The following is a 25,675-nucleotide window of genomic DNA, read 5'->3' on the forward strand; positions in this document are numbered from 1 at the left end:
TTGACTTCCTTTTCAACGGGATTTTATAAATTTAAATAATTTCCTAAAACTTATATTCCTAAGAAATTACTTGGAGTGATTTGCATCAATTCGGCTTTAATTTCATCTGAAACATCTAGTGTTGCAATAAAACCATGAATTGCATTTTTATCAATCGCTTCATTGGTTCTTGTCAATCCTTTTAATGCTTCATACGGATTTGGATATCCTTCACGACGTAAAATCGTTTGAATCGCTTCCGCAACTACAGCCCAGTTTTTCTCTAAATCTTCGTGGAATTTTGGTTCGTTCAATAACAATTTGTTCAATCCTTTCAAAGTAGCTTCAAAAGCAATTAAGGTATGTCCCATTGGTACGCCAATATTTCTCAAAACCGTACTATCTGTTAAATCACGTTGTAATCTTGATAATGGCAATTTAGCCGATAAATGTTCGAAAATAGCATTGGCAATTCCTAAATTCCCTTCTGAATTTTCAAAATCAATAGGGTTTACTTTGTGTGGCATTGCCGAAGATCCTATTTCTCCCGCTTTGATTTTTTGTTTGAAATATTCCATCGAAACGTATGTCCAGATATCTCGGTCTAAATCAATGATAATGGTATTTATTCTTTTCAACGCATCAAAAAATGCAGCGAAATGATCGTAATGTTCAATTTGTGTAGTAGGGAAGGAGTGGTGTAAACCAAGGTTTTCCTCTACAAATTTACCGCCGAACTTTCTCCAGTCAATTTGTGGATACGCTACGTGATGTGCGTTATAATTTCCGGTTGCTCCGCCAAATTTAGCCGCAAAAGGAACATTAAATAACAAACGCATTTGCTCTTCTAAACGTTCTACAAAAACACCTATTTCTTTACCCAAACGAGTTGGAGAAGCAGGTTGTCCGTGTGTACGGGCAAGCATTGGAATAGCCGCCCATTCGATACTTAAATCTTTCAATTTTGATGTCAAAGTAATCAAAGAAGGCATGTACACTTTCTCGAAAGCTTCTTTTGTAGAAAGCGGAATCGCCGTGTTATTAATATCTTGCGATGTTAATCCAAAGTGAATGAACTCTTTATATTCTGATAAGCCTAGTTTTTCAAAAGCATCTTTGATGAAGTATTCTACCGCTTTTACATCGTGGTTGGTCACTTTCTCCGTTTCTTTGATCCAAAGCGCATCTTCAGTAGAGAAGTTTTTATAAATGTCACGTAAACTTTCGAATAAGTTCGGGTTTACGTCTTTTAGTTGTGGCAAAGGCACTTCGCACAAAGCAATGAAATATTCAATTTCAACCAACACGCGGTATTTGATTAAGGCTTCTTCAGAGAAAAATGGAGCCAGAGAAATAGTCTTGTTTCTATATCTTCCGTCGATTGGCGATATAGCATTCAATTCGTTTAAAGTAATCATTGTTTAGTTGTTTGTTCGAAAGGCACAAAAATAGTTATAAGTTATAAGTTATGGGGTATAAGTTTAGATTTTTTGAGGGAATTCTTTATTGAAACTAAAGTTTCTCATTGCCATTGCCATTGATTTTGTTATTGATTGAGTAATTTTTCTTTCATAAAAGCAACACCTGTTGAAGCTACTTCTGGAATGACTTCCAATGGGTTTCTAAGATTTGGGATTTTTATCGGTTTTGGATCTATATAAAAAATAGGTGTTTCCCGACTCGTAAAATCGATTAATCCTGCCGCAGGATACACTTGCAAAGAAGTCCCAATTACAGCAAAATAATCCGCACTTTGAGTAAGAGTTATGGCTTCATCAAGCGCAGGAACTTCCTCGCCAAACCAAACAATATGCGGGCGTAATTGATTTTTGTTTTCGTCTAAATCGCCAAAATTTAAATCATCCTGCCAATCCAGAATATAATCTGGATTTTTAGTACTTCTGACTTTCAATAATTCGCCATGTAAATGCAACACGTTAGAACTTCCGGCGCGTTCGTGTAAATCATCTACGTTTTGTGTGATTATGTACACCTCAAAATCCTTTTCTAATTCAGCCAAAATTTGATGCCCCAAATTTGGTGCTACTTCTTTGAGTTGTTTTCGTCTTTGATTGTAAAAATCCAGTACCAAAGCCGGGTTTTTATGCCAACCTTCGGGTGTTGCGACATCCATAACGTTATGACCTTCCCAAAGTCCGTCACTATCACGAAAAGTTTTGATGCCGCTTTCGGCACTGATTCCTGCTCCGGTTAAGACCACTAATTTCTTTTTCATTTGTAAAATGCATTAGGAGATAAAGCTACTCTTTTTTAGTATTTTTGCCAAAAAAATAATCCGCAATGATTGATATCGATTACCTTAATTTTCTCGAAAATATCCTGACTGATAATCGCAAAGAAAAATTCCTGAAAGTATTGGAAAACAGAACCAAGCATTTTACGATTACTGTCGAAGATATTTTTCAAATGCACAATACGAGCGCGGTAATGCGCAGTTGTGAGATTTTTGGAATTCAGGAATTGAATGTTATCGAGCAGCGTTACGGAAAAAGTATCGACAAGGAAATTGCGATGGGCGCTCAAAAATGGGTTGACATCAATACCTTCGACAGCATTACGAATTGTGTCGATACATTAAAAAGTAAAGGGTATCAAATCATCGCTACCACGCCACATGAGAATGATTGTTTGATGGAAGATTTTGATATTTCGAAACCCAGCGCTTTGTTTTTTGGAACAGAAAGAGACGGATTATCCGAGGAAATTTTACAACGCGCCGATGGTTTTCTAAAAATCCCGATGGTAGGTTTTACCGAAAGTTTGAATATCTCGGTTTCGGCGGCGATTATCATTCAAAACCTGACGAATCGATTGCGCAATTCAAACATTGACTGGCATTTATCTGAAAATGAAATTTTAGAAAAGCGTTTGGCTTGGGCCAAAAATTCCATAAAAGACATCAAGCGAATTGAAGCGCGATATTTTGAGGAGCATTAAAACGTTGTTTCGCTTTCCAGTTGTATGTCTTTTATATTATTTGGATTCATTTTATAGCGGTATACGCCGTTATTCCCAATGGCAAATAAGGTATTGTTGCGTACAATTAAATCAAAACAATTTTTGTCAATGGCATGCACTAAAACAGGTTCAACAGGATTTTGAATGTTGAATATTTTGATAACATCATCACAAACCAGTAAATAATCAGCGGTGTAAAAACTGATACCTTTAGGCTGCATGAGTGTTCTGCTGTGGATTAGTTTTGGATTTGTTAGATCTTTGGTGTCATAAACTTGCAAAACGTTAGTGTTGTTGCCACAAGTGGTGTTCGAATTCAAGGTTACATAGGAGTGCGTACTATTGGCAATGACTGGATCACAAGCAGTAAAGTGTTGTACGCTTGACAATTTTGTTGGATTTTCAGGATTACTGATCGAATAGATAAACATTCCGTTTCTAGATCCAATGAATAAATTATCTCCGTACGAAAATAAGGTTTCAATGTCAAAACCGATAGGAATCTCATTGACTTTTACGGGTTTTTCTGAATCAATAAGCGAGAATACATTCAATTTCATTTGGTCTACGCCGTATAAATAATTGCCTTTTATGGCAAAAACAGCAAGTGAACCGCCTTGCCCTATGTCGCCGTTTTGTGCGCTGTCACTATCCGAACAACCCATTATAAATACTAGTAATACGAAGGATATAATTTTTTTCATGTGTTACTTGATTAAAGTCCAATCGATTATTATTTCATTTTCTTTGGTGTAGCCATATAAGCCATTTGGAGCTTGCTTTTGCGGAAATACATTTTTGTTTCTATTAGTAACCGTAAAAATTTTGGTGGCAGGATTAAAAGTGGCAGTGACTAAATCGACTGCTTGATTGATGTAAACAGTATTTCCTTTGATGGCTAAATCGGAAGCGCCAGGAGCTTTTATAAAATGCAGTCGGATTGGTTTCTTAGGATCGGTGTAATCATAAACATGAAAACCTTTATTGACATCATTGATAAACATTAAATCGTCCTTGATATAGATTTTTCCCGATTTGATAATGGGTTGCGCGTTTTGAAAAGCAATGGAGGTTTCGAGGGTGCTCCGATTAATGATGACCGGTTTGTATTCTTGACGCGCAAAGTCACCGTTATCTGTAGTTGGCCAACAGGAAATGAATAAAAATGAAACCAGCAGGAGAAGTATTATTTTTTTCATTTAGAAATGTTTTTATAAAGATATCCAAAACCGCTTTTGGTTGCGTGCAGCGTGCATTAAATTTATGTAAAGAAGTTTTAGTGTTAGCAACCGTAATTTATTTGATTTTTCAATTTGTAGAAAATTCGGTGCTTTCGATTCCGCTATTTTGTTTAATTATTTCCACGAGTTTTTCCAAATCAATACTAGCAATGTTATGGATTTCGAATATTTTGTCGCTTCCGGATTTCTGAATGATTTTTAAATTACTGTTGTCTAATTCCAATTTTGCGATATTTTTAAATGTTATAGACTTACTGATTAATCTATTTATTTTGATGTTCATTCCCCGTTTATTCCATTCAACATAATTTTTGTACCAAAACATTTTACTGTAATAGGCTGCTTGGATAAAAAAACCAATGGAAGCCAAAATCTTATTCGTTCTCTTATATTCAAATTCAATAATTTCAAAACTCCCCATAAGAATAAAAACCAATGAGATTAACATTAAAAGTGATGTCCAGTTTTTAAATGTCAAGTGATTGAAGTGTATTTTTTTCATTATGTTCAGTTGTTGTTGTTAATGCTACAGTGTTTTTAAATGTTGATGAAATTCAGCTTCTTTATGGCGTTTTATTATTATAAAAATTGCGCAAAGTCAGAGATATTTGCGCAGCATTTAAGAAAAAAATAGGTGTTCTCAAAAGTGTTTTGCGAAGCGGGTATTATTTTCTCGGACTTTGGTTAAATATCTTTTTCAAAATACAAATGAATATAAATGGCAGAACCAAAATTTGTTGATGTTGAGGTAGTTAATCTGTATCCTTTTGAGGCATATTTATCTAGTAATTGCTGAATTTCTTTTTTTGATTCATTAGCAATGTGCTTTGAATCTAAAGTCAATTTAGAGTAATAAATTAAACTTTCTACCTTGTATTCTTTCATAATGGTTTTTTTGGTAATTAAACAGTTTTCTAACGTTGCATGTAAATATAAACGATTTTGCTTACAAAAAAAAGTTGCTTTTTTTATTTTTCAAGAATAACTTAAACAAGATACACGATGTATTTGTAATGAATTCAGGGATTTTTTTGCTAAAACACCTTTGAAAGTCTGAGACATTTGCGCAGCATTTACGAAAAATTTATGTGTTTTCAGGGATTCTTTTCGGAGCGGGAATCCATTGAAACATGTGTTAGGCGTTCGGCATTTTTAAAGTTAATTTTCTATTTCGACTCAAATTAATAATCCGTTTTCTTTCAGATGTTTAAATATAATTTTATCAACTTCCGATATTATATCTAAATCTGTATATTTTAACCATTTAATTTCTTCTATTTCATTATTGGCTTTCGGTTCTCCAATGTAATCAGCATTGTAACACGTCATTTTTACAATTACTCCTTCAATAGCTCCGTGTGATTGGGCTTTAAACGTTCCTATATATTTAATAGATTCATTTATAATTTCAACACTTAATTCTTCTTGAATTTCTCTGATTAAAGTTTGTTGATCGGTTTCATTATTTTCTCTTTTGCCTCCTGGAATATAATATTTGTTTTTACCTTTTGATTTAGTGCTTAAAATTTGGCCCTTTTCAATTTTTATTAAAGCTATTTTATCAATTTCTTTCATATATTTTTTTATTTTAGACAGATGCTTAAAGGTTTGGGGCTTGTCGAGGTAGTGTGTTTTTTAAAATATTTCTATACTAGTTAGCCGCGTTGCAAACGCTAAGATTTGTTTTTATAATTTAATTTGGCACTCCTTGCAAACGTGCGCCAGTGGGGATCGTATTCTTATTAATATATGTCTTCAACCTCCAGAATTACATATCTATTCATATTTTATACTCGCATATCCGACCCAGTGTTTTTGAGTGGCTATAGCTGTAGTTCCCATACCTAAATCTTCTACTTTTATAAGGTCATGATCTAAACTTGATGCGTAATCTAAAAAAGTTCCTGTCAAAGGTTTGTTGTATAATGCCTGATTTAATTTATTTGCAAAACTCACTCCAAAAGGCACAGAATAACGACCACACCAAACCCATTTATATTCTTTGTAATCCGTATTTTGTACGGTGTATTCTGTAAATGTTTTTATTTTTTCAGTACTAATTTCGTTTACTAAACACTTCTCAATAATCTCCATATCTAAAGCTCTAGCTTTTTTAGTGCCTTCATCATCAACTCCAAAAGGGGCTAAATCGCCACTCCAATTTTCAGTACCATAATGCACCGCATCGTTAGAAATGACAACTGCGACATCCTTTCCATATTTAAGATGCTTTTCTTTTAAAATTTTTGATACAACATCAGAAAGAGTATTGCTAATGCTTTCAATTGTTTCGTAATTGATATAAGGCACCAGTATTGGAATAATCTGTAGGTTCTTGTTTTTGCGATGTAAAAAAGGTACTATAGCTTCTAATGAATGTTCTAACTCTTGCATATCGTTATGAACTAGGTAGGAAGCTTTTGGCAGTTGCGCCATAATTTCAGCATTTAAATCAGACACTTTTAAATCACCATAAGGCGATTTCCAATGTGTGAAATCTCCAAAGATGATTTTGTCTTGAAGGGTAAAGTTTCGAGCGCGATGTGCGACACCAATCAAAATAATCGTGTTGGCATTAATTCCTTTAAGCGATTCGTAATACAATCGTCCAGCGTATTTATAATCGTCATGCGGACATATAGCTGCTTTCCATTGCATATTATTTTTAGAATCCTTAATACCTAAACGGTTATAAATAGAATCTAATTGCCAATTGTATTTTGTAAAACCAATTGTATCATGCACAGGCCTAACTCTCTTTTCTAGTGCTAGGTCTGGTTTTGCATTTTTTACATTTTTTTCAATTTTACAACTGAAACAACACAAACAGATAAAAATAATTAGTAATCGCATATAAAATTTATTTCAAGCAATTTACGCTAAAAAACGCTATCTGATATCGGTCGCAATTTTTCGATACATTTTTGTTTGTAGGTTACTGTTTGGTTTAAGATATGAGAAATGTTACTTTGTGTCTTTCTCATAAATTGCTAAAATTTTAGGGGTTTTTTTGCATACTGTTGTGTGCAAGGTTTGCAAATCTGCGCTATCGGGCTTTAATTTTTGCAAAGTTTTTATCTTTTGTGGACATGAGCGAGACGCTCGCGCTAGCGGCGGTTTTTACTCTAATATCCATTTATAAAAATTGCGCAAAGTCAGAGACATTTGCGCAGCATTTACGAAAAAATTATTTGTTTTTAGGACTGTTATTCCACCTTTACTTTAAGTGAATCGTAGCTATTCGAATTTGAACCTATCAATCCATAAACAGTTTCGCCTTGTTTGATTGTTTTTCCATTAAGATCAAATTGCATTAATTCATTTTTAAAATTCTTATTTGCTGAACTTGCTGCAATCATATTACCAGCAGCTAAACCTGGTCCTGCTATCAATCCAATTGGAAATATGTTAGTAGGTTTAGTTTCAGTATAAAATCCATTTGATGTGGTTGTAGTTCCTGATTGTAATTGAACTGGAGCTAAAAGTAAGTACCATAAATAGGAAGCTGGACTTTGTTTGATAGTTTTAAATAATTTTTCAGTTTCAATTAAACTTACTTCATTACCGTTTTCATAAGAAAGTTTAAAATCTCTTCCCAAAACTATTTCTTTTTCGGTATTATTTGTAATCTTAACTGCAATTAGCTTAATGTTATTTTTAGTTTCTTTCTTTTTATATTTTTTTCCTAACAAATCATATTTGTATTCTAGTAAAATATTGTTTTCAATACTTTTTGAAGCGTAATTTATTGTTTCAGGATTTATTTTTTTATACCCAGAAGCGCAACTATTCAAAAGCATTGCAAAAACTAAAAGCGAACTAATTTTAATCATTTTTTTCATTATGTAATTTATTTTAAGGTTTAATATTTATTCTTTTTTTTATGGTTTTTGTTAACGGTTTACAAATTGTCAAAGAAGCTCGAAAGTGTCTTTTTAAAAAATAATTCTATCCTAGTTAGCCGCGTTGCAAACGCTATAATTTGTTGTTATAATTTAAGTTGGCACTAGTTGCAAAAAAGCGCTAGTGGAAGCTATTGGTTTCGTCCCAAATCCGTTGTCGTAGATGTTAGTATCAGTTTTTCTTTTTCCAAGCAACAATCTTATTTCCATTTTTACTCATAACAGGTTCTATTAAGTTCTTGTCACGTAGATCATAAAAATGTCTTTTCATAACGTTTTCAGATTTTACTCCTGTAATTTCTCTTGCTTGTTTATTTTTTATATTTGCATTTTTACTCAAATATTCCATTACTCTTTCCTCTGGTGAAGCCAAGGATGTGTGAGCAATAATTACTTTAATGTAATTTCCATCTTCGATTATTATCGGTGGTTTAAGTCTAAATTCTTCCATTCTTTGAAAGGCCGTATTTAATCCTTCACCCATATCTTTATTGGCTGGGTTTTTATATTTATTTAACACTCGTACAATTTTAGAATTTCTTGAAAAGCGTGCATCTAAAATATTATCAAGAGTTACGTATCCTGGCAGTTTTCCGGGACTTTTAATTTCAATTCTATTGTTAAATATTAAGACTTGTATGTCGTCCGAAATAGAATAATCTCTATGAATAACTGCATTTACGAGAATTTCCCAAATAGTTTCTGGCGGGTATTTTACCTTTTCAAGTCCATTTGTTCCCATTACCTGAACCGATTCCATAGTTTCCGTAATTACTTTTGAAGCTTCTTTGATTTGTTCATTTAAACATCCTTCTATTGAAAACTGATCTTTTAGATGAATTCTTTCTGGGACTACTTCAGATGTTTCGTACCGGTTTATTTTTATACCACATCGCTTAGGTAGCAATGGTACTGGATTATCGCTAAATAATAAAAGACCTACAGTCCTTGGGTCGTATGTTTTTCTGTCGACAAGGTTTTGATTCACTGTGAAATCAATTGCGTCAGATTGCGGAGAAAAATCTTTTAGAAATTTTGAAATTTCATTTGATTGAAATATATCTTCTGCAATAGCTGAATTTACGATTGTGTCTTCATATGAAGATTCGCCTTTAGCATATGAAAGTGCCTGAATTTGTGCAGGATCTTTTAAAGGTAATGATTGAGCTGATTTTCTAATGTATACTAGATTACTTGCTGTCTTGTGGACAGCTTCACTTTTTTCAATAGTAATTCTCAATGCAAATTGACCTTTGTCATCTTTTAAGAATTCATAATCATGGGGAATCGTTGGAGATAATTCTATTAGATTTTGAAAAACAAAATTGAAAGATTCGATATCTAAAATTCCTTGCCATCTATTTATAGGAGTTATTTCCTCTTTTTTATCTTTAATACCTATGATAAATTCTCCGCCATCAGCATTTGCAAAAGCTACAGCAATTTTTTGAATTTTGTCTCCTTTAATCTCAAAGGCTTTATTATCGTAAAAATGACTTTCATCACGATTAGCTATTTCAATAATTTCTTGTTGAGTTATTAATCTTTCTTTCATTTTATTAAAGTTTTTCTTAAAATTAATACTAACTATTATATACTACTGACGCTGTAAGACTGATCATTCCAAAATTGAGAAGATAGCATAATAGTCGTCATTCTTTTTTTATTTTCAAATATATAAACAAATCGCTGAAAATACTTATAAAAATAGAGCAACTATTCATTTTTTGTCGAAGATATATTCTTTCATTGGAGGATCAGTACGGGAAACCGTAAACGGAGTTGTTTAACGCAAAATCCCTAGCCCCGACAGCAGCGGAAAGACTATGCCGGTTGAAAACCACTTTTTTCTGGCGGTGGCAGAGCGACCAGAGGAAGCTCCTGCGAGCGGTTAGAAAAAGGGTTTGAAACCAAATAGCTTGCAGCGCAGGGCGGGAGTGGCTTCTGAAAATAAGTCGCAAAAAAATTCCCCAACTACTTTTGTAATTGGGGAATGTAATAGTAAGGAATCGAAACGGTTATTAGTTCACGATAACCCATTGTCCTGAAGCGATTAAGCTTTCGGCTTTTTTGTATTTCATTTCTTGTATTTGTCCGTTGGCCACGTTTTGAATCGTTACATTATCATTACGATTAATTTTTGGCATATCTCTCACGATAGTTTCGGTAACTTGACGTTGTTGGGTTTCTCCCGCTTCACGATTATCACTTTCACTATTTGGAATTTCGTCTTTACTTAATTGATATTCTTCTTGTTGACGAACTTCTTTCGCTTCTTGAATTTGTTGGTTCTCTTGAGCCGGTAAATCACCTTTGAACAAGAATGAAATCACCTCTTTATTGACATTGTCAATCATTGCTCTAAACAAATTGAAAGCTTCCAATTTGTAAATAAGTAATGGATCTTTTTGTTCGTGAACCGCAAGTTGAACGGATTGTTTCAACTCATCCATTTTACGCAAGTGTTTCTTCCAAGCTTCATCTACAATAGATAAAGTGATATTTTTTTCGAAATCAGCAACAAGTTGAGCTCCCTCAGTTTCGTAGGCTTTTTTCAAATCAGTAACCACATTCAATGATTTTATTCCATCCGTAAAAGGAACTACAATACGCTCAAATTGGTTGTTCTTGTCTTCGTAAACGCTTTTTATAATAGGGAACGCTTCTCTGGCACTTCTCTCGGTTTTCTCCGTGTAATATTCCAGCGTTGCTTTGTATATTTTCCCGGTTAATTCCATTTCACTCAATTTACTGAATTCACTTTCAGTAACTGGCGAAGTAATAGAGAAATAACGAATTAATTCGAATTCAAAGTTTTTGAAATTATTTGATACTTTGTTTTGGTCCACAATCAATTCGCAAGTGTCGTAAAGCATGTTGGCAATATCTAATTTCAAACGCTCTCCAAACAATGCATGACGACGACGTTTGTACACTACTTCACGTTGTGCATTCATAACGTCATCATATTCCAATAAACGTTTACGAACACCAAAGTTGTTTTCTTCTACCTTTTTCTGAGCACGTTCGATCGATTTAGTCATCATAGAATGCTGAATCACTTCACCTTCCTGTAATCCCATTCGGTCCATAACTTTAGCCACTCTTTCAGAACCAAACAAACGCATTAGGTTGTCTTCAAGAGATACATAAAACTGAGAACTTCCCGGATCTCCTTGACGTCCTGCACGACCACGTAACTGACGGTCAACACGACGCGAATCGTGACGTTCCGTACCTACAATTGCTAATCCACCAGCAGCTTTTACTTCAGCAGATAATTTAATATCGGTACCACGACCAGCCATGTTGGTAGCAATAGTTACCACACCAGGTTTTCCAGCTTCTTCAACAATTTGCGCTTCTTGTTTGTGCATTTTTGCATTCAAGACATTGTGTGCAACGCCTCTCATTTTCAACATTCGGCTTAACAATTCTGAAATCTCTACAGAAGTGGTACCAATAAGAACTGGTCTTCCTGCTTTAGATAATTCAGTTACGTCTTCGATAACGGCATTGAATTTTTCACGAGTGGTTTTATAAATAAAATCCTCTTTGTCTTTTCTGGCCATTCCTCTGTTAGTAGGAATTTCTACAACGTCTAATTTATATATTTGCCATAACTCGCCCGCTTCAGTTACTGCAGTTCCAGTCATTCCTCCCAGTTTGTTGTACATTCTGAAATAATTCTGTAACGTAACGGTTGCAAAGGTTTGCGTTGCAGCTTCGATTTTTACATTTTCTTTGGCTTCAATCGCTTGGTGTAATCCGTCAGAATAACGACGACCATCCATGATACGACCGGTTTGCTCATCAACAATCATGATTTTGTTATCCATGATTACATATTCTACATCTTTTTCGAATAAAGCGTAAGCTTTCAAAAGTTGTGTCAAAGTATGAATACGCTCACTTTTTACACCGAAATCTTGAAACAATTGTTCTTTTTCTTCCGCTTCAGTGTCTTTATCTAATTTTTTCTTTTCGATAGCGGCAATTTCAGTTCCAATGTCTGGAAGTACAAAAAAGTCAGCATCAGTATCTCCAGAAAGGTATTTAATTCCGTTATCTGTTAATTCAACCTGATTATTTTTTTCTTCGATAACAAAATACAATGCCTCATCAATCTTGTGCATTTCTCTTTTGTTATCCTGCATGTATTGATTTTCGGTTTTTTGAAGTAATTGTTTAATTCCTTCTTCACTCAAAAACTTAATTAATGCTTTGTTTTTTGGTAATGCTCTGTAAGCTCTTAACAATTGGAATCCACCTTCTTTAGTATTTCCTTCTTTGATTAATTTTTTTGCTTCAGATAAGAAACCGTTTGCCAACTGGCGTTGTAAACTAACTAAGTTTTCAATTTTTGGTTTCATTTCCATGAATTCATGACGATCTCCTTGTGGAACCGGACCTGAAATAATCAATGGTGTTCTAGCATCATCAATTAATACAGAATCGACCTCATCGACAATAGCATAATTGTGTTTTCTTTGAACTAAATCTTCTGGCGAATGCGCCATATTATCTCTTAAGTAATCAAAACCAAACTCATTATTGGTTCCGTAAGTGATATCAGCATCGTAGGCTTTTTTTCTTCCTTCTGAACTTGGTTGGTAATTGTCAATACATTCAACAGTCATACCGTGAAATTCAAATAATGGCGCTTTCCAAGTACTATCTCTTTTTGCCAAATAATCATTCACAGTTACAAGATGCACACCGTTTCCTGTCAATGCATTTAAGTAAAGCGGTAAGGTTGCTACCAATGTTTTTCCTTCACCTGTTTGCATTTCAGCTACTTTTCCTTCATGCAAAACCATTCCGCCAATTAATTGTACGTCATAGTGAATCATGTCCCAAGTAATTTCTTTTCCTGCAGCACTCCATGAATTTGCCCAAATTGCATTGTCACCATCTAAGGTAATGTAGCTTTTAGTAGCAGAAAGTTCACGGTCTTTAGGTGTTGCAGTTACAACAATTTCTGTATTGTCTTTGAAACGTCTTGCTGTTTCTTTTACAACGGCAAAAGCTTCTGGAAGAATTTCCATCAACGTTTTTTCAGAAATATCGTAAGCTTCTTTTTCAAGTGCATCAATAGCAACATAAATATCTTCTCTTTTGTCAATGTCTTCAATGCTTTCCACTTCTAGTTTCAATGCAGCGATTTTAGCATCTTTTTCAGCGCATGCCTGTTTGATTCTATCTTTGAAAAAAGCAGTGCGTCCTCTAAGATCATCATTAGATAATGCCATCAGAGGAGTTTCAAAAGCTTTAATTTTGCTAAGATACGGTTGTAAAGCTTTGACATCTTTTTGGGATTTATCCCCAACAAAGACTTTAATAATACTATTTATAAAACTCATAATATGTTTTTATTTCTGTTTGTGTAATTCTGTAAATTTAAACAAAAAAAAAGCCTCTTTTGAGACTTTTTCTTGGTTTACTTTTTAATATTCATCCTCATTCCAAAGATAATCTTCGTCCGTAGGATAATCTGGCCAAATTTCTTCCATTGATTCATATATCTCGCCTTCGTCCTCTATAGATTGAAGGTTTTCTACTACTTCTAATGGAGCTCCTGCTCTAATAGCGTAGTCAATAAGTTCGTCTTTGTTAGCAGGCCACGGTGCATCGCTTAAATAAGATGCTAATTCTAATGTCCAATACATGTGTTGTCGATTTAGTTTTGTGCAAAAATAAATTTTTTACTGAAAAAGACAAGTAAAAAATGATTTATTTTTAGTTAAAGTTAAGAACGTTTTATTTAGTTTAAAGTTTCAGGTTTAAAGTTTAAAGTTTTCGTACTAAAAACTGCATCTGAAAACTACCAACTACTTCCTCGGAATCCATTGAACTTCGGCAGCGTTTAAATCATGAGACAACTTTCGTGCCAACACAAAAAGGTAGTCAGAAAGTCGGTTTAAGTACTTGATTGCGATTTCAGCAACGGGTTCATTATGGCTTAAATGGACTGCTAAACGCTCTGCTCTGCGACAAACACAACGTGCAATATGACAATATGACACAGTAGTATGTCCGCCCGGAAGTACAAAATGAGTCATTGGAGGCAATGCTTCTTCCATAGCGTCAATTTCATTTTCCAATAGTTCAATGTCTGATTCTATAATTCCTAGGTTTTTCAAACGAAGTTCTCCGTTTTTCATCACTTCTTTTTCAGGTGGCGTTGCTAAAATAGCACCAACAGTAAACAGACGATCCTGAATTTCGATAAGAATTTCTTTGTATTGCGCATTCATTTCCTGATCGCGAATCAGGCCAATATGAGAATTTAATTCGTCAACGGTTCCGTAACTTTCTATTCGGGCATGGTCTTTTGGGACTCTGGTTCCACCAAAAAGTGCTGTTGTTCCTTTATCTCCAGTCTTTGTATATACTTTCATCTACGGTTTATTTGATTTAAAAAAAAACAAATTTAGGGTATTAATTCCACTATTGCTGAAACAAATCGTTCCAGTGCGTTTTCACTGAGATTGAAATATAAATCAGGTTCAATGCATTCAATTTCCATTAAATAGAGTTCGTTCTCAATTAGAATTCCGTCTACTCTGGCATACAGTAAATTCTCTGGGAAGGTGTCAGCAATTTTTTGCGCTTTATCAATTAGTTCCTGACTGGGTTGAACCAAATTGTATTTTCCTCCAAAAAGGGATTGTACTCTAAAATCGCCGTCAACGGGTTTCTTATTGACCGCGTGTGAGAATTTTTTATTGAAAAAGATAAAAGAGGTTTCTCCCAATGTTTGAATTTCGGGCATGAATTCCTGTAAAAGCAACTCTTTCTCTGCGGCAATACTTTTATATTTTTCGCTTATTGCTTGAATTTCGGAAATTTCAAAAACTTCGGTGAGATAGGATCCTGCTGAAAATGCGGGTTTTATAACCGCTTTTTTCCAATGCGAAGGAATCAGTTCTGCAAGATTAAGGGTGTCTGTTTTGTCAATAAAAACAGTAGGCAAAATTGTGATTCCTTGCTGTTCCATGTCACGCAAGTAAAACTTATGAATGTTTTGCTTGATTACTTCAATAGGATTTAGTGTTTTGATTCCTAGTTTTTCTATTTGGTCTAGCCAAATTTTAAACTCGGTTTCTTTTTCGAAATAATCCCAAGTATTTCGAAAAATTAAATAATCAAAATCAGTCCAATTGATTGTTTTGTCGCTCCAGATAGCAGCGCTGGCTTCTATAGCATGTTTGGCTAATGCCGGAATTATTTTTTGGTCTTCGGGATTTAGGTCGGGAAGTTTTTCGCAGGTTAGTATGGCGATTTTCATTTTTTAATAGGTATTATTTGGAGTTTTAAACGCAATCGTAATTTTGATTTCCTAGCCCGGATAAAAGCGGTATCCTCTTTCTTGTCATTCAGACGAAGGAAGAATGGCAAGAAAGAGATACAAGCGGATAGCCGGACACGAGCGAAGCGAACTGACGAAGTAAAAAGCTTCTGAAAAAACTATTTAGATGTGTCGCTTTCTATAAGCCCGTCACGCAAACGAATTACGCGATTGGCGTAAGCGGCAATTTCTTCTTCGTGAGTTACCAGAATTACGGTGTTTCCATTAGCGTGGATGTCTCCAAAAAGTTTCATGATTTCTAATGATGTTTTACTGTCCAGATTTCCGGTTGGTTCATCGGCAAGAATGATGGACGGTTTGTTAACCAAAGCACGGGCAATAGCCACACGCTGGCGTTGTCCACCCGAAAGTTGGTTGGGTTGATGGTCCATTCTGTCCGCAAGATTTACTTGTTCCAAAACTTCGGTAGCTCGCGCTTTTCTTTCCGATTTTGAAAATCCTGCATAAATCATGGGTAAAGCCACGTTATCTAATGCTGTGGTTCTAGGTAAAAGGTTGAAAGTCTGGAAAACAAATCCTATTTCTTTATTTCGAATTTCGGCTAATTCATCGTCTTTCATTTGGCTGACATCTTTTCCGTTGAGGATGTAACTTCCGGAAGTAGGCGTGTCTAAACATCCTAATAAATTCATTAAAGTTGATTTTCCAGATCCTGAAGGTCCCATTAATGCTACATATTCGCCTTTATTTATTTCTAAATCAATGCCTTTAAGAACATAAACGATTTCATTTCCAAGTACAAAATCTCGTTTGATATTGGTTATTTTTATTAGCGGGTTTGCCATTAGAATATATGATTTTTAACCTTCGACCGAGCGTAGGGTGCTATTAAATTAGATTTTAAAAGTACAAAAGACTTTTGAATTATTGATAAGTAGTTGTTTTTTAAAATTTGTTACATTTTGAGCTTCAATTTTAAATAAGAACTAACTTTTTTAAAATCAACCCATTGCGATTTTTGCTGATTTCTTTTAAAAGACAATTTTTAATACATAGAATCAGTCGTAATTATTTATACTATTTCATGGTTAATTTATATAATTCCCACTTTATTTCTTTTTATTTCATAATTATATGTATTATTTATAAGATTTTTGGATTATAATTATGAATCGATTAATGTTTCTTAAATTTACATAAATAATATTAATCAAATCAAGTAGTTATGAAAAGTACAAAAATGGTGTTAGGAATAGCGGTAATCGCTTTAGGATTTACTTCATGTAAAGATGAAAAAGCTCAACAAGCAGAAAAAACGGTAGATACATATGTAATGTATGTTGATTCACTAGGAAATGTTGCTTCAGAGGATGCTAAAGCAAACTGGCAAGGAATTGAAGCTACGTATCAATTAAGAAGCGGAGATGCTCAAGCAGCTTTAGCTAATATGAAAGATAACGCTGAAGCGCAAGAACGTCTTGATGCTGCAACTGCTAAATATGAAGCGTTGAAAGCTAAATATGAAGCTGAAATGCAAGAAAATGCTCAAGCTGCTGTAGCTGCAAACCCAAAACAACAACTAAGAAATGCTTTGTTTGGTGAAGGAAAAATAGGGGATGACATGAGTTTTACTTGGGTAAACAAAGACAATATTCTTGGAGTTTATCAACAATTTGTAAGTACAGTTGAAACCAATAAAGATGCTTACTCACGTGAAGACTGGGATGAAATTAAATTGATGTATGAAGCACTTGATAGCAGAAAAAATACTGTTGAAAAAGAAGGACTTTCAGGTGATGATAACAGAAAAATTGCTAGTTTAAAATTGAAATTTGCACCAATGTATACTGTAAACAGAATGGGAGCAAAATCAGGAGAAATGAAAAAAGCTAAAGAATAAAGAATAATTAATTCAATGTTAGAAATGACAGTCAGGGATGGCTGTCATTTTTTTTGCGTTATATCCTAATGATAAAATGCTCTTTGGGTTGCTCTCTCCTAAAAAACACTAATCCCCATTGAAACGTGTCAATTGTTACCGTCACTTTTGGATGTTTTTTGATGATTTTCCAAGCTTCTTCCATTTCTGCTGACCAATGGATATCGTCGAATATCCAAACGGTTTCGTTCGTAATTGTAGGAAGTAATAATTCGAAATAGTCTAAAGTCGCTTTCTTGGAGTGGTTTCCGTCGAAATAGATAAGTTTAAACTCGAAAGTCGAAACTCGAAAGTCACTTAAATAATTACTAAATTCTGCTACGATTGGATTTACATTATCAAAATGGAACAATTGTAATTGACTTTTTGCAATTGCCATTGTATTAGGACAACCTTCCAAAGTTGTGATTTTTGCTTTTATCCCGACGCTTCGGGAGCCTAAAGAAAGCGCAGCAGTAGCTAATCCTAACGAAGTTCCAATTTCTAAAATACTGTCGGGCTGAAAATAATGAGTGATTCTAAATAATAATTCGGCTCGTTTTGGAGAAATCCCTGCTGTTTTGGCAATCTTGGAAATGACTCTGGTATTCGATTTGAAAACTTTTGAACCTGCACCAAAATCAGTGACTTCAATCGTATTGTTATTTGCTAAAAGCGATTTTCTATACTTTCTTAAAACAGCATATTCAGGTTTTGATTTTTTGTCATAAAAACATTTTGTCAACAAACTAAATACAAATGGGGAATGTACGGCATGCTCATTTTTTGAGTGCCAAAGGAATTGTAAATACGATTTTATTTGAAAAAACATAGTGATTGTTAGAAGGTAGGTGCGAAGATATAAAAAAAGTCATAAGGAGTGAGAAGTGAAAGGTGAGAAGTGTAGTACTGAATTGTTACCATTCACCACTCACTATTCACTTTAAAACCTATCTTTGCGCCCTTGGAATTTGCACAAGAATAATATCCATTTTTTACGATAATGACTGAACAAATAGAAAATAAAGCTGCCATAAGCTCGGAAGAAATTGACCGATGCATCGCTATTTTGGCACAATTGAATACCGATACCGACCAAATATTTGATATCCCAAAAGAACAAAGAACGGCTTTAATCAAAGCGGCAGGAATGTTTTCCAGACCCGACCGTGACGAACTTTCCCGTAGAAAGAAAGACGGAAAAGTGGCTGCCAAACGCAAAATGGAAAAACGCGATCGAACTGCCCGTAAGGAAACCGGAATTCGTCACGCTCGTGAAGCGAGTGTTTTTATGGCTCCAAAATTATTGGCTTCGCATGATCTTGCCCACAAAGAACAATTAGAACTGGAAACTCCACGAAACTGTTACGTTTGTAAAACCGAGTTTACTAAAATGCACCATTTTTATGATACCATGTGTATGGATTGTGGTGATTTTAATTATGCCAAACGTTTTCAAACTGCAGATGTAAAGGGACAAGTAGCCGTAATTACAGGTTCTCGATTAAAAATAGGGTATCACATCACGTTGATGTTATTGCGTGGTGGCGCAACTGTTATTGCTACGACTCGTTTCCCTGTAGATTCGGCATTGCGTTTTTCTAAGGAAGACGATTTCATGGATTGGGGACATCGCTTGAAAATTCACGGATTGGATTTGCGACACATTCCGAGTGTGGAGATTTTTTGCAATTTTATAGAGCAAAAATACGAGCGATTGGATATTCTGATTAATAACGCGGCGCAAACAGTGAGGCGTCCAGCAGGATTTTACACGCATTTAATGGAAAACGAAGAACGCTCCATCGCTTCTTTACCGCAGCAAGCACAAGAGTTATTACTGGATCATACTAATTGTTTGGATGAATTAAAAGTATTGACAGCAGGCGCTTCCTCTAATCAGAATATGCCAGTGACTTGGCACGGACCAGAACCTGGAATTGGGTTGCGGGCTTCCGCCAAATTATCGCAGATTCCGTATTCGTTTGATAATGCGCTCGTAGCAAATGAAGTTTTTCCGGAAGGAGAACTCGATGCCGATTTGCAGCAAGTTGATTTAAGAAAAACCAACAGCTGGCGCTTGCGATTGGGACAAATAGAAACCACAGAGATGATTGAAGTGCAGTTGGTAAATTCCGTAGCACCATTTGTATTGTGCAACCGTCTTTCGGAAGTGATGAAGAAAGAAAACACCGGAAAAAAACACATCATCAATGTATCGGCAATGGAAGGAAAGTTTCATCGGTTTTTTAAAGAAGACCGCCATCCGCATACCAATATGGCAAAAGCCGCCTTGAATATGCTGACGCACACTTCCTCTGGAACTTTGGCAAAAGATGGCATTTTTATGAATGCGGTTGATACCGGGTGGGTAACCGACGAAGATCCTGCAGAATTAGCCAAAAGAAAACAAGAAGAAGAAGATTTCCAACCGCCATTAGACATTGTGGATGGAGCTGCGCGAGTAATGGATCCGTTGTTTGACGGTATCAATACAGGAAAGCATTGGTGCGGTAAGTTTTTGAAAGATTATAATCCGATTCCTTGGTAAATCTACTTAACTAACAAAGGGGGAATTAGTAAACGAACATAGAATAAAACAGCCACAGCAAAATCTTCTAATTCTACTGAGGTTTTTTTGAAGGTGAATTTTTGTGATTTTTAGTGTAAATTAATACAATCAGTGCTACATGATAATTCATAAAATTAAGATTAGCAAAAGAGATTTTGAATCATTTATTTAGTATTTTTGTGTAAAAGGCATAGTTTGAAGACTGTTATGGTACGATTTTATGTTTTTTTTTGGATAACTTAAGTATAGAATTCAATACGTATGTAATTTTTGTTTAACCATATTTTAATAATAGATAAATATGCAAATTCAGTATCAAGGGAATCAAAACGGAATCCCAACAAAATTCACGATAAAAATTATTGGAAATAATAAATCGAAAACAAGCTCCAATTACCAAATAGCGTTATTGGTAGGGGACAAGCAATTGCCAACTTTTAAGACTTTTATTCATAAAAGTTTGTTGAATTGTTTGAAAGAAATTTACTTGTTCCGTAAACACAACGGTATCAAATTTGAAGCTGCTACAGAAAAAGTTGCGCCAAAATTCACTCTTTATGATTCCATTTTATACAACTATCATAAGAAAGTTCTATTTATATCATAAAAGGATTAAATAAGGATTTACTTTTAAATAAAAAGCCACAACAGAATTAGTTTCTGTTGTGGCTTTTTATTTTAAGGCTCATTGTTATGGTTGAAAAGGTAGGTATAAATAAAATAAAATTTCTAATTCTATTCTGCCTTTATACTGATTTAGTTTTTATCCTTCTATTTTCGCAGAAAGCTCAAACCATCTTTCTTCTTTCTCTTCAATTTTATTGATAATGTTTCTCAATTCGTTCGCTTTCTTTTCAATGTCAGCCTCAGCAATTTTCCCGTCTGAGAATAATTGCTCAATAGCTATTTTCTGAAGTTCTAAATCCTTGATTTCTCTCTCGATTTTCTGGAATTCTTTTTGCTCGTTGAACGTAAGGTTCCCAGTTGGATTGTTTTGTTTCCAGTCTTTCTTTTCGGCTTTGTTTTCCTCTTTTTGAGCTACATCAGTACTGTCTTCGTAAGCTCTAAAATCAGAATAGTTTCCAGGGAAATCCTCCACCACACCATCACCTCTAAAAATAAATAAGTGATCCACAATTTTATCCATGAAATACCTGTCGTGAGAAACCACTAAAAGACAACCCGGATAATCCAAAAGGAAGCTTTCCAAAACATTAAGCGTTACAATATCCAAATCATTCGTTGGCTCATCCAGTATCAAGAAATTCGGATTCTGAATCAAAACCGTACACAGGTATAAACGTTTCAATTCTCCACCACTCAATCGGTCCACAAAATCATATTGTTTTTTAGCATCAAACAAGAAACGCTCCAATAATTGCGAAGCCGAAATTAATTTCCCTTTCATCAACGGAATGAATTCTCCGTATTCCTTAATCACATCAATCACACGCTGACCCGGTTTTGGGTTTATTCCGCTTTGCGTGTAGTAACCTACTTTTATGGTTTCACCAATCACTACTTTTCCACCATCAAGAGGTAAAGTTCCGGTCAATAAATTCAAGAAAGTCGATTTTCCTGTTCCGTTTTTTCCAATGATTCCAATGCGTTCGCCACGTTGAAAATCAAAACTGAAATTATCCATTATGACGTGATCCTTGAATTTTTTTGAAATCTTGTGAAGCTCGATAATCTTGCTTCCCATGCGTTCCATATTAATCTCAAGCTCTACTTTATTTTCGCGACGGCGACTTTGTGCTTTTTCCTTGATTTCATAAAAATCATCCTGACGCGATTTCGATTTAGTCGTTCTCGCTTTTGGCTGACGGCGCATCCATTCCAGTTCTTTCACAAAAAGATTCTGCGCTTTATCGACACTCGAATTCTCTGAGGCAATACGTTCTTCTTTTTTCTCTAAATAATAGGAGTAATTTCCTTTGTATTGGTATAATTTTCCGTTGTCTAATTCGATGATTTCGTTACAAACACGCTCTAAGAAGAAACGGTCGTGCGTCACCATAAACAACGTGATATTTTCTTTGGCAAAATAGCTTTCCAACCATTCAATCATCTCTAAATCCAAGTGATTCGTTGGTTCATCCAAAATCAATAAGTCAGGACGATTAATCAAAATGATAGCCAGTGACAATCTTTTTTTCTGTCCACCTGAAAGATTTTTTACTTTCAATTTGAAATTTTCCAATTTCAGTTTGAACAAAATTTGCTTGTACTGTGTTTCAAAATCCCATGCATTGTGCTGATCCATTCCGTCAAAAGCTTTTTGGTAGGCTTCTTCATCTTCGGGATTTTCTAACGCTTTTTCATAGGCTTCAATCACTTTTAAAGTCTCATTATCTGAAGCGAAAATGCTTTCCTCAATCGTCAATTCCTCCTGCAAGTTGTTATTTTGCGAAAGAAACGCCATTTTTATGCCTTTTCTTAAGACTACTTGACCAGTATCAGATTCTTCTAAACCATTAATGATACTCATAATGGTTGTTTTTCCAGAACCGTTCTTGGCTATGAAGGCAATTTTTTGATCTTTATTAATTCCGAACGAAATGTCTTTAAACAACGTACGTTCACCAAAAGATTTCGAGATATTTTCTACAGAAAGGTAATTCACAAGGCTAAATTTTTTGCAAAAGTAAGCTATTAAATACCGATTTGCCAATAGTTTAGTTGAATCTAAGGTTTCATTAACAATTATTGTTTCAGATAATTGGTTAAAAACGCGCTTAAATCAAATTGATGCAACTGCTGCGGGATATTAATAATTGGTCTTCTGGAGAAATTTTCATTGGTTAAATAATAGTGAAGTCCATCCTGTGTCGCAATTCCTTCCACCTGATGTAATGGCAGTGCAATATTGATTTTTCTCTTATTCCCAGAAAAGAAATCCGAACCATTGTAATCGTAAAACAGATACACAAAAGGGGATAAAAACCTACTGTAGCCGGCGAGAACAAGCAGTTTTTTGTTAGGTAAATAAGTTGCTGAGGTTACTAATCCATCCACATCATAGGATTCTTTGAGTTGTGCAACATGCTTGCCGGGAATCTTCGGAATGATATATACACTGGTTTTTTTTGTTTTCCATTGTTTGGTAAATAAGAAAATATTCTCTCCGGAAACAATAAAAGCTTCACAATCAAAATTAGTTGTATTGGACTTGGTTTTGATAAAATCGGTTTGATTGGAATAGGAAAAGGAAAGGGTGTCGATTTTCGGGTTATTCTGCGAAAGCGATTTTTTTTCAATCCGTAAAATATGCAGGTCTTTCCTGTTTCCGGAGGCATTATTTCCAAAATCGCCAATATAAAAGTAAAGGCTGTCTTGTGAAATTTCTTCCCAGTCGGTATTTGTAGTGTTTTTAAGTTGAATTTTATTTTGAATGATACCTTTGTTATTAATCGCATAAAGTGTCTTGTCAGTGTTATCATTACTGGTCCAAAAAAGGGAATCGCTTTGTGTTAAACTTGAAGTTTCTTTCAGAATTGCATTTAGTTTTACAGAAGATATTGGTTTAATTTTTGCCGAAGCATAGACACAACTACCGTCATTAATAGTTGCAAGAGAATTGTAGTTTTTAGAAAGCGGATCGGTGCAACCCGAAATTTGAGCCTGAACTGGAATAATAGAAAGCAAGAATAATAAGAATATCTTTTTCAATGATTTAAAATTAATAGTTTAATTCTTCAAAAGTAATGGATTCTATCGATTAAAATCAAAATTAGGAGCGTCCCGAAGTGTCGGGATTGAGATTATTTACAGGTCTCGTTCCGTTTTTCGTTGCATTTTTGCTCGTTCCTCTTGAAGGATTTTCACTTTAAACGAAATTTACTGAACTGTGATGAAAATATAAGTTTAGTGAAGTAATCGGGCTAATGGAGAAACATGTTTTTTTAGTTTTCAATAAAATAACGTAAATTTGAGTGGTTAAAAATTTGTATCATGAAAACGGAGACTTTAAAAATCAGCATCACGCAAAGAATCTTAAGTATTAACGACAATAAGATTCTTAGTAAAATAGTAAAACTTCTTGATGAAGAAAATATTGTTGGTTATGACGCAGATGGAAACCCAATTTCAGAAAAAGAATATACTAACGACATTCATGAGGCTTTACATGAATTGAATGAAAAAAAGTTAGAAACCTATTCTAGTGAAGATGTCAGAAAAAAAATTCTAGGTTAATGAAGGTGCTTTGGAGTAAAAAAGCATCAAATGAATTAGAAGTTATTTATAAGTACATAAAAAAAGAAAGTCCACAAAATGCTGTTTTAGTATTTAATGAAATTTATGATTTAGTAAATTCTCTGCCGAATTTCCCTTATAAATTTCCGGTTGAACCAATAATTAATATAGAAAAAGTTAGATTTGTAGCCATTTGGAGTTTTAAAATTATTTATTCCGTAGAGAAAGAAAGTATTGTGGTTTTGAAAATTTTCAACACGAAACAAAATCCAAAAAAATTAAAACACTAAGCGTTGCAACTATCCGTCATCATCCTCAATTACAACGTTCGCTATTTTCTGGAACAATGTGTTTTAAGTGTTCAAAGCGCTTTAGAAACCATTGACGGCGAAATCATTGTAATCGATAATAATTCTTTCGATGAAAGTTGTGAAATGATGAAACAGCGTTTCCCAAACGTAAAACTCATTCAAAACAATGAAAATCTTGGTTTTCCAAAAGGTAATAACATAGGAGTTAGTCAAGCGCAAGGAAAATACATTTGCATTTTGAATCCTGATACCGTTGTTGCCGAAGATACGTTTGTGAAAATTTTGAATTTTGTCACTTCAAGCGCAGTCGAGAAGAATAATTTAGGAATCTTGGGTTGCAAACTCATCGATGGAGCCGGGAATTTTCTACCAGAAAGCAAACGTGGTATTCCAACGCCTTGGGTCGCATTTACAAAGGTTACGGGTTTGTATAAATTAGTTCCTAAATTTAGAATATTCGGGAAATATTACGCGCAGTATTTAAGTGAAAACCAAACTGGAAAAGTAGATATTCTCGTGGGCGCTTTTATGTTCATGAGAAGAGATTTATACCTTGAAGTAGACGGATTTGATGAAGATTGTTTCATGTATTCTGATGATATTGATTTGTCGTATCGAGTTTTGAAAGAAGGAAAATCCAATTATTATTTTCATGAAACTACGGTATTACATTATAAAGGAGAAAGTACCATTAAGGACGAAACGTATATGAAACGTTTTCAGGAAGCTATGAATTTCTTTTATAAAAAGCATTTTAGTCCTGATGGTTCGGGATCTTTATTCTTCTTGCTTTTTATGAAACTGGGGATTGTCTTTTTCTCTCTGGTAAAAATGTTTCAAGGAAAATCCTCCCAAAATTTTGGGGTAAAAATAACTCCAAAATCATATCAGCTGTATTCGGCTAACGAAAAATTAGCAAAAAAACTGGCTTTGGTTTTGCAAAAAAAATTCCTGTTTCACGATTTGAAAACAGAAAAAATGGTAATTTCGTCTTTTGTTAAAAGTAATATAGGCACAGAAGTTATTTTAGATAACGAATTCATTTCTTTTAAAGAATGTATTACAATTCTCGAATCTTCAAGGAATAAAAGGTTTACCTTTAAAATTATACCAAAAAACGCTAATTTTTTAATAGGAAGTAACAATAGTAACGAGAGAGGTGAGATTATAAAAATAGAGTAAAAAATTACATTTAATGTAATTTATATTTAAAATATTTAGTAATTTCGCAAACTGAAAATCAAAATCACCTTTTAGGTTAACA

At 34.3% G+C, this 25,675-nt stretch carries 25 protein-coding genes; 7 read left to right on the forward strand and 18 right to left on the reverse strand.

The features are described from left to right. Positions 1 to 50: 50 nt before the first annotated feature. Positions 51 to 1,397 (reverse strand): adenylosuccinate lyase, encoded by a 1,347-nt coding sequence (purB, locus tag ACNQF8_RS09215; RefSeq protein ID WP_417953366.1) that lies wholly within the window; start codon positions 1,395 to 1,397, stop codon positions 51 to 53. A 128-nt stretch (positions 1,398 to 1,525) separates the two neighbouring features. Then, entirely contained in the window at positions 1,526 to 2,215 is a 690-nt protein-coding gene (locus ACNQF8_RS09220) for an SIR2 family NAD-dependent protein deacylase (RefSeq protein ID WP_417952339.1), read from the reverse strand. A gap of 65 nt (positions 2,216 to 2,280) precedes the next feature. Here ACNQF8_RS09220 and ACNQF8_RS09225 point away from each other — a divergent pair, with 65 nt between their 5' ends. Further along, a complete protein-coding gene (locus ACNQF8_RS09225; RefSeq protein ID WP_417953365.1) occupies positions 2,281 to 2,937 on the forward strand; it encodes a TrmH family RNA methyltransferase in 657 nt (218 codons plus the stop codon). Here the strand turns inward: ACNQF8_RS09225 and ACNQF8_RS09230 are convergent. From ACNQF8_RS09230 to ACNQF8_RS09290, 13 genes are all read right to left on the reverse strand, one after another. Then, positions 2,934 to 3,662, reverse strand: coding sequence for an LVIVD repeat-containing protein (locus ACNQF8_RS09230; RefSeq protein WP_417952337.1), 729 nt, complete (start codon positions 3,660 to 3,662; stop codon positions 2,934 to 2,936). The two genes, ACNQF8_RS09225 and ACNQF8_RS09230, sit on opposite strands and share 4 nt — an antisense overlap. Positions 3,663 to 3,665: 3 nt before the next feature. Then, complete coding sequence (locus tag ACNQF8_RS09235; RefSeq protein ID WP_417952336.1) at positions 3,666 to 4,157, reverse strand: hypothetical protein; 492 nt, start codon at positions 4,155 to 4,157, stop codon at positions 3,666 to 3,668. Positions 4,158 to 4,266: 109 nt separating this feature from the next. After that, positions 4,267 to 4,701 (reverse strand): hypothetical protein, encoded by a 435-nt coding sequence (locus ACNQF8_RS09240; protein ID WP_417952335.1) that lies wholly within the window; start codon positions 4,699 to 4,701, stop codon positions 4,267 to 4,269. Positions 4,702 to 4,883: 182 nt separating this feature from the next. Further along, entirely contained in the window at positions 4,884 to 5,084 is a 201-nt protein-coding gene (locus ACNQF8_RS09245; RefSeq protein WP_315210220.1) for a DUF4177 domain-containing protein, read from the reverse strand. A gap of 291 nt (positions 5,085 to 5,375) precedes the next feature. Next, positions 5,376 to 5,774 carry an NUDIX hydrolase gene (locus ACNQF8_RS09250; RefSeq protein WP_417952334.1) on the reverse strand — a complete coding sequence of 133 codons (399 nt, stop codon included), beginning with the start codon at positions 5,772 to 5,774 and terminating at the stop codon, positions 5,376 to 5,378. Between the two features lie 201 nt (positions 5,775 to 5,975). Continuing rightward, positions 5,976 to 7,052 (reverse strand): AmmeMemoRadiSam system protein B, encoded by a 1,077-nt coding sequence (amrB, locus tag ACNQF8_RS09255; RefSeq protein WP_417953364.1) that lies wholly within the window; start codon positions 7,050 to 7,052, stop codon positions 5,976 to 5,978. Positions 7,053 to 7,405: 353 nt separating this feature from the next. After that, a complete protein-coding gene (locus ACNQF8_RS09260; RefSeq protein ID WP_417953363.1) occupies positions 7,406 to 8,041 on the reverse strand; it encodes a hypothetical protein in 636 nt (211 codons plus the stop codon). 232 nt (positions 8,042 to 8,273) lie between these two features. After that, positions 8,274 to 9,656: an ATP-binding protein gene (locus ACNQF8_RS09265; RefSeq protein WP_417953362.1), complete on the reverse strand. Its 1,383-nt coding sequence runs from the start codon at positions 9,654 to 9,656 to the stop codon at positions 8,274 to 8,276. Between the two features lie 466 nt (positions 9,657 to 10,122). After that, entirely contained in the window at positions 10,123 to 13,464 is a 3,342-nt protein-coding gene (gene secA / locus ACNQF8_RS09270; protein WP_417953361.1) for a preprotein translocase subunit SecA, read from the reverse strand. 84 nt (positions 13,465 to 13,548) lie between these two features. After that, complete coding sequence (locus ACNQF8_RS09275) at positions 13,549 to 13,770, reverse strand: DUF2795 domain-containing protein (RefSeq protein WP_007138072.1); 222 nt, start codon at positions 13,768 to 13,770, stop codon at positions 13,549 to 13,551. 162 nt (positions 13,771 to 13,932) lie between these two features. Beyond that, positions 13,933 to 14,502, reverse strand: a complete 570-nt coding sequence (locus tag ACNQF8_RS09280) for a cob(I)yrinic acid a,c-diamide adenosyltransferase (RefSeq protein ID WP_417953360.1) — start codon at positions 14,500 to 14,502, stop codon at positions 13,933 to 13,935. A gap of 32 nt (positions 14,503 to 14,534) precedes the next feature. Then, positions 14,535 to 15,392 carry an ATP-grasp domain-containing protein gene (locus tag ACNQF8_RS09285; RefSeq protein ID WP_417953359.1) on the reverse strand — a complete coding sequence of 286 codons (858 nt, stop codon included), beginning with the start codon at positions 15,390 to 15,392 and terminating at the stop codon, positions 14,535 to 14,537. Between the two features lie 179 nt (positions 15,393 to 15,571). Continuing rightward, a complete protein-coding gene (locus ACNQF8_RS09290; protein ID WP_099715952.1) occupies positions 15,572 to 16,258 on the reverse strand; it encodes an ABC transporter ATP-binding protein in 687 nt (228 codons plus the stop codon). A gap of 380 nt (positions 16,259 to 16,638) precedes the next feature. On the opposite strand from ACNQF8_RS09290, the gene ACNQF8_RS09295 reads away from it, so the two are divergent. Then, positions 16,639 to 17,313, forward strand: a complete 675-nt coding sequence (locus ACNQF8_RS09295; protein ID WP_282715697.1) for a hypothetical protein — start codon at positions 16,639 to 16,641, stop codon at positions 17,311 to 17,313. Positions 17,314 to 17,371: 58 nt separating this feature from the next. On the opposite strand, the gene ACNQF8_RS09300 is transcribed toward ACNQF8_RS09295, so the two are convergent. Next, positions 17,372 to 18,163: an O-methyltransferase gene (locus ACNQF8_RS09300; protein WP_417953358.1), complete on the reverse strand. Its 792-nt coding sequence runs from the start codon at positions 18,161 to 18,163 to the stop codon at positions 17,372 to 17,374. A gap of 171 nt (positions 18,164 to 18,334) precedes the next feature. Here ACNQF8_RS09300 and ACNQF8_RS09305 point away from each other — a divergent pair, with 171 nt between their 5' ends. Continuing rightward, on the forward strand, positions 18,335 to 19,882 hold the full coding sequence (locus ACNQF8_RS09305; protein ID WP_417953357.1) for an SDR family NAD(P)-dependent oxidoreductase: 1,548 nt from the start codon (positions 18,335 to 18,337) through the stop codon (positions 19,880 to 19,882). A 322-nt stretch (positions 19,883 to 20,204) separates the two neighbouring features. Next, on the forward strand, positions 20,205 to 20,510 hold the full coding sequence (locus tag ACNQF8_RS09310; RefSeq protein WP_315210252.1) for a hypothetical protein: 306 nt from the start codon (positions 20,205 to 20,207) through the stop codon (positions 20,508 to 20,510). A gap of 156 nt (positions 20,511 to 20,666) precedes the next feature. Here ACNQF8_RS09310 and ACNQF8_RS09315 read toward each other — a convergent pair whose 3' ends face one another. Beyond that, positions 20,667 to 22,529 carry an ABC-F family ATP-binding cassette domain-containing protein gene (locus tag ACNQF8_RS09315; RefSeq protein WP_417952323.1) on the reverse strand — a complete coding sequence of 621 codons (1,863 nt, stop codon included), beginning with the start codon at positions 22,527 to 22,529 and terminating at the stop codon, positions 20,667 to 20,669. 80 nt (positions 22,530 to 22,609) lie between these two features. Next, the gene (locus ACNQF8_RS09320; protein ID WP_417953356.1) at positions 22,610 to 23,575 is read right to left on the reverse strand and encodes a T9SS C-terminal target domain-containing protein; all 966 of its coding nucleotides are present in this window, start codon (positions 23,573 to 23,575) and stop codon (positions 22,610 to 22,612) included. A 282-nt stretch (positions 23,576 to 23,857) separates the two neighbouring features. Here ACNQF8_RS09320 and ACNQF8_RS09325 point away from each other — a divergent pair, with 282 nt between their 5' ends. From ACNQF8_RS09325 to ACNQF8_RS09335, 3 genes are read left to right on the forward strand one after another with little or no spacing between them, the layout of a single operon-like run. Further along, a complete protein-coding gene (locus ACNQF8_RS09325) occupies positions 23,858 to 24,100 on the forward strand; it encodes a hypothetical protein (protein WP_417952321.1) in 243 nt (80 codons plus the stop codon). After that, entirely contained in the window at positions 24,100 to 24,390 is a 291-nt protein-coding gene (locus tag ACNQF8_RS09330; protein ID WP_417952320.1) for a type II toxin-antitoxin system RelE/ParE family toxin, read from the forward strand. Before ACNQF8_RS09325 ends, ACNQF8_RS09330 begins: the two co-directional genes overlap by 1 nt. 3 nt (positions 24,391 to 24,393) lie before the next feature. Beyond that, positions 24,394 to 25,593 (forward strand): glycosyltransferase family 2 protein, encoded by a 1,200-nt coding sequence (locus ACNQF8_RS09335; protein ID WP_417952319.1) that lies wholly within the window; start codon positions 24,394 to 24,396, stop codon positions 25,591 to 25,593. The last annotated feature ends 82 nt before the right edge of the window (positions 25,594 to 25,675 follow it).

Source organism: Flavobacterium labens, from assembly GCF_048286755.1.
Taxonomy (GTDB): domain Bacteria; phylum Bacteroidota; class Bacteroidia; order Flavobacteriales; family Flavobacteriaceae; genus Flavobacterium.

Excerpts from the sequence above, each read along its gene's own strand:
- purB (WP_417953366.1), bottom strand. The coding sequence starts at position 1,397 with ATGATTACTTTAAACGAATTGAATGCTATATCGCCAATCGACGGAAGA.
- ACNQF8_RS09220 (WP_417952339.1), bottom strand. The coding sequence starts at position 2,215 with ATGAAAAAGAAATTAGTGGTCTTAACCGGAGCAGGAATCAGTGCCGAA.
- ACNQF8_RS09225 (WP_417953365.1), top strand. The coding sequence starts at position 2,281 with ATGATTGATATCGATTACCTTAATTTTCTCGAAAATATCCTGACTGAT.
- ACNQF8_RS09230 (WP_417952337.1), bottom strand. The coding sequence starts at position 3,662 with ATGAAAAAAATTATATCCTTCGTATTACTAGTATTTATAATGGGTTGT.
- ACNQF8_RS09235 (WP_417952336.1), bottom strand. The coding sequence starts at position 4,157 with ATGAAAAAAATAATACTTCTCCTGCTGGTTTCATTTTTATTCATTTCC.
- ACNQF8_RS09240 (WP_417952335.1), bottom strand. The coding sequence starts at position 4,701 with ATGAAAAAAATACACTTCAATCACTTGACATTTAAAAACTGGACATCA.
- ACNQF8_RS09245 (WP_315210220.1), bottom strand. The coding sequence starts at position 5,084 with ATGAAAGAATACAAGGTAGAAAGTTTAATTTATTACTCTAAATTGACT.
- ACNQF8_RS09250 (WP_417952334.1), bottom strand. The coding sequence starts at position 5,774 with ATGAAAGAAATTGATAAAATAGCTTTAATAAAAATTGAAAAGGGCCAA.
- amrB (WP_417953364.1), bottom strand. The coding sequence starts at position 7,052 with ATGCGATTACTAATTATTTTTATCTGTTTGTGTTGTTTCAGTTGTAAA.
- ACNQF8_RS09260 (WP_417953363.1), bottom strand. The coding sequence starts at position 8,041 with ATGAAAAAAATGATTAAAATTAGTTCGCTTTTAGTTTTTGCAATGCTT.
- ACNQF8_RS09265 (WP_417953362.1), bottom strand. The coding sequence starts at position 9,656 with ATGAAAGAAAGATTAATAACTCAACAAGAAATTATTGAAATAGCTAAT.
- secA (WP_417953361.1), bottom strand. The coding sequence starts at position 13,464 with ATGAGTTTTATAAATAGTATTATTAAAGTCTTTGTTGGGGATAAATCC.
- ACNQF8_RS09275 (WP_007138072.1), bottom strand. The coding sequence starts at position 13,770 with ATGTATTGGACATTAGAATTAGCATCTTATTTAAGCGATGCACCGTGG.
- ACNQF8_RS09280 (WP_417953360.1), bottom strand. The coding sequence starts at position 14,502 with ATGAAAGTATATACAAAGACTGGAGATAAAGGAACAACAGCACTTTTT.
- ACNQF8_RS09285 (WP_417953359.1), bottom strand. The coding sequence starts at position 15,392 with ATGAAAATCGCCATACTAACCTGCGAAAAACTTCCCGACCTAAATCCC.
- ACNQF8_RS09290 (WP_099715952.1), bottom strand. The coding sequence starts at position 16,258 with ATGGCAAACCCGCTAATAAAAATAACCAATATCAAACGAGATTTTGTA.
- ACNQF8_RS09295 (WP_282715697.1), top strand. The coding sequence starts at position 16,639 with ATGAAAAGTACAAAAATGGTGTTAGGAATAGCGGTAATCGCTTTAGGA.
- ACNQF8_RS09300 (WP_417953358.1), bottom strand. The coding sequence starts at position 18,163 with ATGTTTTTTCAAATAAAATCGTATTTACAATTCCTTTGGCACTCAAAA.
- ACNQF8_RS09305 (WP_417953357.1), top strand. The coding sequence starts at position 18,335 with ATGACTGAACAAATAGAAAATAAAGCTGCCATAAGCTCGGAAGAAATT.
- ACNQF8_RS09310 (WP_315210252.1), top strand. The coding sequence starts at position 20,205 with ATGCAAATTCAGTATCAAGGGAATCAAAACGGAATCCCAACAAAATTC.
- ACNQF8_RS09325 (WP_417952321.1), top strand. The coding sequence starts at position 23,858 with ATGAAAACGGAGACTTTAAAAATCAGCATCACGCAAAGAATCTTAAGT.
- ACNQF8_RS09330 (WP_417952320.1), top strand. The coding sequence starts at position 24,100 with ATGAAGGTGCTTTGGAGTAAAAAAGCATCAAATGAATTAGAAGTTATT.